Consider the following 8826-nt stretch of genomic DNA (forward strand, 5'->3'; position numbering starts at 1 on the left):
GCAAAACCCTCAAATTCTACGAAAAAAAGAGTTTGGGGGAGTTAGAACCAAAATATTGAGATAGGAGGGATAAATCTATGCCGTTGGTAACTTTGAAGTGCGATGAACAGATCCCTGAAAGGGGTAAACACACCTATATCACAGATAAGCAAAATCCGGTCATCCCGCGATGCAATGTAAATACTGTACCCGGCGATATGACCGAGCGTGGTTGAGCTTTTGCTGGCTCACGCGGGGTCGTGGGCGGGCCTATTGCTGATGTTATCCACATGGTCCACGCACCAGTGGGTTGCGCTTGGTATACCTGGGGTACACGGCGGCATCTCTCTGACCTTTACACTTGGGCGTTACCGGGCAAGCTGACAAACGTGGCTTTTAACCGCCGCTACTGTACCTGTACTGATATGGAGGAAAAGGACGTTGTCTTCGGGGGTATGAAAAAGTTAAAGCGGGCATGTTTGGAAGCTTTTCGCATGTTCCCGGAGGCCCAGGGACTGATTATCTACACCACTTGCACTACAGGTCTCATCGGCGATGATGTTGCCGCTGTGGCGAAGCAATTGGAGGAAGAAACGGGTAAATTCGTCTTTTACGCCGAAGCGCCTGGTTGTTCCGGGGTAAGTCAGTCTAAAGGACATCACGTCTTCAACACCCAGTTTTACCGGCAAATCAAGGCGCTCAGGGAGAAACGGCCGAACCTGTGCATGAAAGAGGAGGAAAAAACCCCTTACGATGTCGTTTTAGTTGGCGAGTACAACATGGACTGGGACACTAAAGCACTCCTGCCCCTTTTTGAGAAAATCGGAGTGCGCGTAATTGCTACCTTTACGGGCAACGCCAGGATTGCAGATCTCATTAAGATGCCCGATGCCAAGTTAAACGTGGTCCACTGCCAGCGTTCCGCCGAGTATATCGCGCACATGATCAAAGATGGGTTCAACATCCCCTTTGTCCGGGTATCTCTATTTGGTATTGAGCAGACCTCAGAGGCGCTTCGCAAAGTAGCAAAGTTTTTCGGGTTGGAAGAGAAGGCAGAACAAGTTATTAGGGAAGAGACCGCTCGGGTGGAAAAGGCCATTACCTTTTATCGCGAGCGGCTCAAAGGAAAGAAAGTAGCAATCTATGTGGGGGCACCACGGGTATGGCACTGGATTAAAGTGATGGAAGAGTTAGGGATGGAAGTAGTGGCATGCGCTTGCACCTTTGCCCACGAAGACGACTATGAAAAAATCAACGTCCGAGCCAAGGATGGTGTATTGGTAATCGATAATCCCAATGAATATGAAATAGAGGAAATGCTCGACACTTATAAACCTGATCTTTTCCTGACCGGCCTAAAGGAAAAGTACTTGGCGCGTAAAATGGGTGTTCCGACGGTTAATTCCCACTCTTATGAGAAAGGGCCGTATGCTGGTTACGCGGGTTTTGTGAACTTTGCCCGGGATATTTATCAGGCGGTTTACGCTCCTGTTTGGAAGTTTTTGTAATCTGTGCGCAAGGAGGAAACGGGTATGAAGTTAACCACTATACCGATTGAAGGTATACCTTACGACCGTTTAAAAATCGACAAGATCCCTCTCAGCGACCAATACATTGAAAGGGATCCGCAACTGGTACCGGCAGCCAACAGGGCGGTAGTAATAAACCCCTGCCGCACATGCATGCCTCTAGGGGCCATGTTTGCCACCTTGGGAGTGCATCGGGGCATCCCGTTTGTGCAGGGGGCCCAGGGGTGTACTACCTATGTCCGCTATACGTTTTGCCGTATTTTTAAAGAGCCGGCAGCGATTGCTACCGCTTCCTTTCACGAAGACGCGGCAGTTTTTGGCGGCATGAAAAATTTTGTTGAAGGTATCCGTAACTTGGTAGTGCGGTACTGGCCGGGTCTTATCGGGGTGGTGACCACCTGCTCCAGCGAAATTATTGGCGATGATATGGTTAGTTTCATAAAAATGGCCCGTCAGAAGCTGGTAAAAGAGTTAGGGGAAGAAAAAGCGGCACAAGTAAAGATAGTGTTGATCAACACTCCCAGTTTCGCCGGATCTCATGTAGTTGGCTATGACCGGGCATCCAAGGCCTTCATTGAAACTCTGGTTCATCAAAAAACCAAACCGAATAACAAGATAAACATCATACCTGGTATGCTGAACCCTGGTGATATCCGGGAAATCAAGCACTTGCTTGAAGTAATGGGGGTCGAGAGCATCATTCTGTTTGATATTTCCGATGTATTCGATGCTCCGTTACGGCCGCCTCAGAAGATTCCTTATTATCCTAAGGGCGGCACGCGGATTGAAGAAATAGAAGATATGGCCAACTCATTGGGAACGATAGCATTATGCCCTCATGAAGGAGGGCTTGGTGCCCAATACTTGGAAAGGAAGTCTGGTGTTCGGGCGATAATTGGTCCTCCTCCTATAGGAGTTCGTAATACTGACCTCTTTTTACAGCACGTAAGTGAATTGACCGGAAAATCAATGCCGGAAGAACTCCTTGACGAACGCGGGCGGCTTTTGGACTTTATGGCTGATACCTTTCACCATACTATGATGAAAAAGGTGGCAATTTTTGGCGATCCGGACATTGTGGTAGGTGTTACCAGGTTTGCCTGCGAACTGGGGATGGATCCGGTAGCAGTTTTAAGCGGTACACCTAGCAAAACTTTTACCGGCGATATCGAGGAGATTGCTGCGGAGTATAATTGCAGTCCGAAGATTTTCAATGGCTCTGACCTTTTTGAGTTTGAGGAGTACCTAAAAAAGATAAATGTTGACCTCATTATAGGCAACTGTAAAGGGATAGATATTGCCAGGGAGTTAGAGGTTCCGCTGATCAGAGTAGGGTTAATGGTTTGGGACCGGGTAGGTTACCAGAAAAGGCCCGTTGTCGGCTACCGCGGTGGAGAGTTCCTGTTGGCCGAAATTGCTAACGCTATCCTCGACTATAAGTACCCGGATGACCGTACGCAACAGCTTTAGGCCATATAAAAAGGGAAGTAGGTGTGTTTTATGGGAACTACTTTGGGTGCACGAACGGTAACCATAGACCCATGTCACACATGCCTGCCGCTGGGAGCTGTCTATATGATTTTGGGTATTCAGGGAGGGGTATCTCTTATGCACGGTTCCCAGGGTTGTTGCAGTTTCGTGCGTTACCTTCTTACGCGGCACTTCAGGGAGCCGGTGCGGGTTGCATCGACATCTTTTCATAAGGATGCCGCGGTTTTTGGCGGGCGGCGCAACTTAATAGAGGGGATCAGGAACCTGGTAAACCGATATCGGCCGCGATTTATCGGTGTTATAAGTAGCTGTATCAGCGAAACCATCGGTGACGACATTGATGCCTTTGTCCGGGAGGCAAAGGATGAACTGGGGGATGAGGAAGTTAAGATAGTACCTATCCATACGCCGAGTTATGCCGGTAGTCACATAAAGGGTTATGATACTGCCTCCCAAACTGTATTAAAACACCTGGGGCAGCCACGGAAAAATCTCAATGGTAAGCTGAATATAATTTCCGGCATAATTAATCCAGGCGATGTGGAAGAGATAAAAAGAATCTTAAGGGTAATGGGTGTTTCGTTTACTATGATATCTGATGTTGCGGAAACATTGGATACTCCCTTGGAAAGATCCGCTGTTTCCACTTCCGTGGGTGGAACTACGGTGGAAGAATTGTCGGACGCCACGAATGCCATTGGAACTATCGCCCTTACTCCACATGCGGGAGGAGCGGGAGCTGCCTACCTACATAGCCGGTTCAATATTCCGGCCATATACGGTCCTCTTCCGGTAGGAGTGGGCAATACCGATAGGTTTCTGGCTGGCGTTAAACGACTTGCCGGTGTAGAGGTGCCTTTATCGCTGGAGCGTGAACGGGGGATTCTCCTCGACGCCATGGCAGATTCTACTCCATACACGATGATGAAGAGAGTTGCTATAACGGGAGATCCCGATATTGTGGCAGCTATAAGCAGATTCATCTGTGAACTAGAAATGGAGCCGACAGTAGTAATGAGTAATACGCCCAGTAAGAAATTTGCTCATGAGGTGGAAGCTACCGGCAAAGAGTACGGTTATACGCCTACCGTTATTTCTGGTGGTGATTTGTACCAGTTTGAAATGGCCGTGCGAGAACGTGGCGCCGATGTTATTTTAGGGCCTACGTATGGGGCGGAAGTCGCCAAAAATATAGGCATACCGTTGGTAAGAATCGGTTTTCCTGTTTACGATCGGTTTGGTTATCACCGGTGGCCTGTATTAGGTTATCGTGGCAGTCTGCGACTCTTAGATCTTATTGTCAACAGTATACTGGACTGTCAATCTAAACATTAACGGATTACCTTCAGGGCCGGGCTGGCCGGTATAGAGCAATGACATGCTCCGTCGGGCGACCGGTCGGTTCCGGTTCTATTTAATTTGAAACGAGGTGAGTATCCGTGTCGGTTCCCATAGAAGTCTTGCCCTACCGCCGCGGTCACTTAGTTGTCAAAGAAGCTGACCCATCAGTTCTTCCGGTATGTAGCAGGCCTACTGTACCCGGGGTGATCTCAGAAAGGGCTTGCGCCTTCTACGGGGCGCGGTGGATGTTGGCTTCTATTCCGGATGTAATTCACTTAATACATGGTCCGGCAGGTTGTGCCTATTACGGGCGCACCGTGCGGCGTAAAAGTTACCGGATATTTTCTACCCAATTGGTTGAGCGGGACATCATATTCGGGGCGGGAGATAAGCTGTATGACTCTATAGTGGAAGCTGTTACGCGTAACCCTAATGCCCGTGCCGTTTTGGTCTACGCTACGTGTGTGGCGGGGGTCATCGGCGAAGATATTCCTGCTGTCTGCAAGCGCGCTACAAAAGATACCGGCCTGCCGGTCGTGCCCGTAGATTGTCCCGGGTTTTGCGGAAGTCAGGCAGAGGGTCACGACATTGCGGCTGGTGTGCTGTTCAAGCATTTCATTGGCATAGGAAAAGCAGAACAGCCCATTGACAACGGGGTGAATATTGTGGGCGAATTTGATGTACAGGGTGATCTTGACGAAATTGAAGGGCTGCTGAAACAACTGGGGCTGAAAGTGATCTGCGCTTTCTCCGGCAGGGCATCTGTGGCTGCTATGGCCAATGCCCACCGGGCTAGATTAAACATCGTTCACTGTCGCCGCACCGGGCAGGCCCTGGCTGAAGGTATGCAGAAACGATTTGGAATCCCTTACCTTAAAGTGTCTTTTTTTGGGTTAGAAGAAACTGCTTCCGCTTTGCGCTCCATAGGGCAGTTCTTTGGCGTGGCTGGGGCAGAAGACATAATTGAACCAAGTATACAGGAAGCCCGAAAGGCAGCAGCGCCTTTTTTATCGAGCCTGGCTGGAAAACGGGTGGCCCTGTTTTTCGGTGCCTCCAGGATGGGGTCGATGGCCAAGGCCTTTAAAGAATTGGGAATGGAAGTGGTGATGGCCGGTTCCCAGTTTGGTTGCCGGGAGGATTACCAAGAAGCCGGAGCCAAAGTTCCAGATGGTGCAGTATTGATTGATGATGCCCATGAAAAAGAATTAGAGGAGTTCCTGGTTAAACGACAACCTCATCTTTTAGTGGGCGGAACTAAGGAAAAGTACTTGAGTCATAAACTGGGTGTGCCTTTCCTGGTGTTTCCACAAGAAATGAGTCCCTTTGCCGGATTTAGGGGGTTTGTAAACCTGGCTCGGGAAGCAGCCGGACTTATCAGTGCGCCTGTGTGGCGGTTAGCTCGCAGAAGGGGAGAGGTTGATAAAGTGAAAGTTGCTGTAGCATCCCGTAATGGTTTAACGGTAGACCAACATTTTGGTCGAGCCGAACAGTTTATGATTTTTGAAATATGCGGGGAGAACATAAATCTTTTGGAAATCAGACGTCCTTCTCTGGTAAGTGAGAATTCCTGTAGCCAACCTAAAGGCAAGGATGGCTTGCAACACCGACTGGATCTGCTGTCAGACTGCCAGGGAGTGATCTGTGTACGTGCCGGGCGGTGCGTAAGGGAGCGGGCGGAGGAAGCAGGTTTGATGGTATTTGAATCGGAGGGGCCATTGTTTCAGGCTTTGGAACAGTGTTCCCTTGTACTACAAAGTGGGGAGGAGCGATAAGTCATGAAGGAAGCAATGGATTTTATCAAGCAACATCCTTGTTTGCATCGGGCAGCGGCCCGGCGTTTTGGTCGAATACACCTGGCGGTAGCGCCGGCTTGCAATATAAAGTGTCGCTATTGCACCCGTGAATACGATTGCCCTAATGAGAGCCGTCCTAGTGTTACCAGCCGGTTGCTCACCCCTAGAGAGGCGCTACATTGGATAACGGGAATGGTAAAGAAAAACCCGTACATCCGGGTGGTGGGTATTGCCGGCCCCGGTGACCCGTTGGCCAATGCCGCGACGTTAGAAACTTTGCGCTTGGTCCATAAGCGGTTTCCTCAGTTAGTCAAGTGTATCAGCACAAACGGCCTTGTGTTGCCGGAATATGTGACGCAGCTAAAGGCTGTTGGAGTTAAGACCGTAACTGTCACCGTAAATGCAGTGGATCCATTGATAGGAGCACAGATTTACGATTACGTTCAGTGGCGCGGCTTAACCTATCGGGGGATAGAGGCTGCCGAGCTCCTTTGGGCGCAACAGGCTACGGGTATTGTAGAAGCCAGGAACGCCGGCCTGTATGTGAAGGTGAATACTGTTTTCATTCCCGGGGTTAACAGCCAACACATCCCGGCAGTGGCGCGGACGGTAGCCAGGCTGGGAGCGTTTAAGATGAACATAATGCCGCTGGTTCCCTTGGCTGATTTTGCCCACCTGGCACCACCTACTCGTAAAGAGATAGCTCTTGCCCGAGCCGTTTGCAAGCAGTATATACCCCAGATGGATTGGTGCCGGCAGTGCCGGGCCGATGCGGTGGGTCTTTTAAATGAAGAGGATAACGGGAAAAACGCTTGCTGTATTGCCCGGAGGTAAGGTTATGCAGAGGCCTTTGATTATTGACGTTACCCTGCGGGATGGGGAACAGGCGCCGGGAGTAGTCTTTAGTATCGAGGAGAAAGTGCTTATTGCCCGGCTGTTGGATCGGGTAGGCGTATACCAGATTGAGGCGGGCATTCCGGCAATGGGAGAAATAGAGCAGGAAGCGATTAGAACAATAGCAGCGCTGGGTTTACAAAGCCGGGTGAGTACCTGGAACCGGTTGTTACTAACGGATATCCGGGCTTCCCTGGCTTGCGGGGTACGGGATATTCATATCTGTGCTCCCATTTCGGAAATCCATATCCGGTACAAACTGCACCAATCGCACCGCTGGGTCCTGGCACGGTTAAAAGAAGCCCTATCTTATGCTCTTGCTCACGGATGCCGGGTGACGGTGGGGGCGGAGGATGCTTCCCGGGCAGAAGAATCTTTTTTGGTGGAGTTTGCGCTGGTGTCGCAGGAACTGGGGGCCGAGCGGCTGCGTTACTGTGATACGGTGGGGATTCTAGACCCTTTTACAACTTTTGAGCGTCTCAGCCGCTTGCGGGAGAAGGTGGCTATTCCGCTCGAGTTTCACGGGCATAATGACTTCGGTATGGCTACCGCCAACACGCTGGCAGCGGTTAAGGCCGGGTGCAGTTATGTGGATGTTACCGTGGGCGGTTTGGGCGAACGAGCCGGGAATACTTCTTTGGAGGAGTTGGCTGCGGCGCTTAAAGGGATATACGGTACCGAGTTGGGGCTAGGAGACAGGGTTCTTCAGTTGTTAAGTCGTTATGTGGCGCGGGCGGCCAATCGGGTATCGACTCAGGCTGAATATAAACTGCGGACGGGCCATCGTCCGTCGGCCTATAAGGCTTTAACAACCCAACCTATACAACCTATTGAAAACATGCTGAGGGTGGAACGAAGATGAGGAGAGTTGTTATCTATATGACGGCTCTGCTAATGACTGCTCTGGCAGGGCTATTTTACGTGTCTGGTTGTAGCAGGGCGGAAAAGCTTGAGCGAGGGGTTGCGAAGCAAGTTACTGTATCTGCCGCCATGAGCTTAAAGGATGTAATGGAGGAAATAAAAACACTATATTCAGCTCAAGGTGCTGCTATCAATTTAAACTTTGGCGCATCAGGAACTCTACAGCATCAAATTGAACAGGGGGCACCGGTAGATATATTTATATCTGCCGCTAAAAAACAGGTAGACGATCTGGATAGAAAGGGGCTCATTGATCCCTCTACACGTAAAAATTTGCTTGGTAATGAAGTAGTACTTATCACCCCGCAAGCCGTTGATCTGGTTAAGGATTTCAAAGACCTGTTAAAACCTGAAGTAAAGAAGATTGCTATTGGTAATCCTGAAGTTGTACCTGCTGGTAAGTATGCCCAGGAAACTTTGGTTAGTTTGAACTTGTGGAATGGATTGCAACAGAAGTTAGTATTTGCTAAGGATGTTCGTCAGGTTTTACATTATGTAGAGTCTGAAATTGTTGACGCTGGTATAGTCTTTTTCTCTGATGCAGTTTCCTCAGGGAAAGTCAGAATTGCTGCTAAAGCAAGTAAAGATTTACATCAGGAAGTCATCTATACAGCAGTTGTAATCAGCTATAGTGAAGAAAAAGAAGCCGCTCTTAATTTCCTCCGCTACCTTGCGGGACCGGAGACAGCCAAGGTTTTTGCCAAATACGGCTTTACGCCGCTAGCTACCGGGCGGTAAATGGTAAATAGTTTGAAGAAGATTTGCGGAAAGGAGGTTAGTGATGCCGGGCGAAGCGTTGACCGCTTTAGTTTTGTCTTTGCGGGTGGCACTGCTGGCAACCGCGCTGGCTTCTGTAACCGGAGTGGCGTGTGCCCGCC

At 49.7% G+C, this 8826-nt stretch carries 7 protein-coding genes; all 7 read left to right on the forward strand.

Translation table 11 applies throughout. The features are described from left to right. Window positions 1-77: 77 nt before the first annotated feature. The 7 genes from KKC1_RS13430 (at window position 78) to modA (ending at window position 8686) form a co-directional block, all read left to right on the forward strand. Window positions 78-1487: a nitrogenase component I subunit alpha gene (locus KKC1_RS13430; RefSeq protein ID WP_153802866.1), complete on the forward strand. Its 1410-nt coding sequence runs from the start codon at window positions 78-80 to the stop codon at window positions 1485-1487. Between the two features lie 24 nt (window positions 1488-1511). Beyond that, window positions 1512-2978 carry a nitrogenase component 1 gene (locus tag KKC1_RS13435; protein WP_088554949.1) on the forward strand — a complete coding sequence of 489 codons (1467 nt, stop codon included), beginning with the start codon at window positions 1512-1514 and terminating at the stop codon, window positions 2976-2978. 30 nt (window positions 2979-3008) lie between these two features. After that, window positions 3009-4334, forward strand: a complete 1326-nt coding sequence (locus KKC1_RS13440; RefSeq protein WP_088554950.1) for a nitrogenase component 1 — start codon at window positions 3009-3011, stop codon at window positions 4332-4334. Window positions 4335-4438: 104 nt separating this feature from the next. After that, complete coding sequence (locus KKC1_RS13445) at window positions 4439-6112, forward strand: nitrogenase component 1 (protein WP_192868247.1); 1674 nt, start codon at window positions 4439-4441, stop codon at window positions 6110-6112. Window positions 6113-6115: 3 nt separating this feature from the next. After that, window positions 6116-6967 (forward strand): radical SAM protein, encoded by an 852-nt coding sequence (locus tag KKC1_RS13450; protein ID WP_088554951.1) that lies wholly within the window; start codon window positions 6116-6118, stop codon window positions 6965-6967. 4 nt (window positions 6968-6971) lie between these two features. Next, complete coding sequence (locus KKC1_RS13455) at window positions 6972-7889, forward strand: beta/alpha barrel domain-containing protein (RefSeq protein ID WP_088554952.1); 918 nt, start codon at window positions 6972-6974, stop codon at window positions 7887-7889. Further along, a complete protein-coding gene (gene modA / locus KKC1_RS13460; protein WP_088554953.1) occupies window positions 7886-8686 on the forward strand; it encodes a molybdate ABC transporter substrate-binding protein in 801 nt (266 codons plus the stop codon). The genes KKC1_RS13455 and modA overlap by 4 nt, the downstream gene beginning before the upstream one ends. The last annotated feature ends 140 nt before the right edge of the window (window positions 8687-8826 follow it).

Source organism: Calderihabitans maritimus (genome assembly GCF_002207765.1).
Lineage (GTDB): Bacteria > Bacillota > KKC1 > Calderihabitantales > Calderihabitantaceae > Calderihabitans > Calderihabitans maritimus.

Coding starts and splice junctions, on each gene's coding strand:
- KKC1_RS13435 (WP_088554949.1), top strand. CDS start 1,512: ATGAAGTTAACCACTATACCGATTGAAGGTATACCTTACGACCGTTTA.
- KKC1_RS13440 (WP_088554950.1), top strand. CDS start 3,009: ATGGGAACTACTTTGGGTGCACGAACGGTAACCATAGACCCATGTCAC.
- KKC1_RS13450 (WP_088554951.1), top strand. CDS start 6,116: ATGAAGGAAGCAATGGATTTTATCAAGCAACATCCTTGTTTGCATCGG.
- KKC1_RS13455 (WP_088554952.1), top strand. CDS start 6,972: ATGCAGAGGCCTTTGATTATTGACGTTACCCTGCGGGATGGGGAACAG.
- modA (WP_088554953.1), top strand. CDS start 7,886: ATGAGGAGAGTTGTTATCTATATGACGGCTCTGCTAATGACTGCTCTG.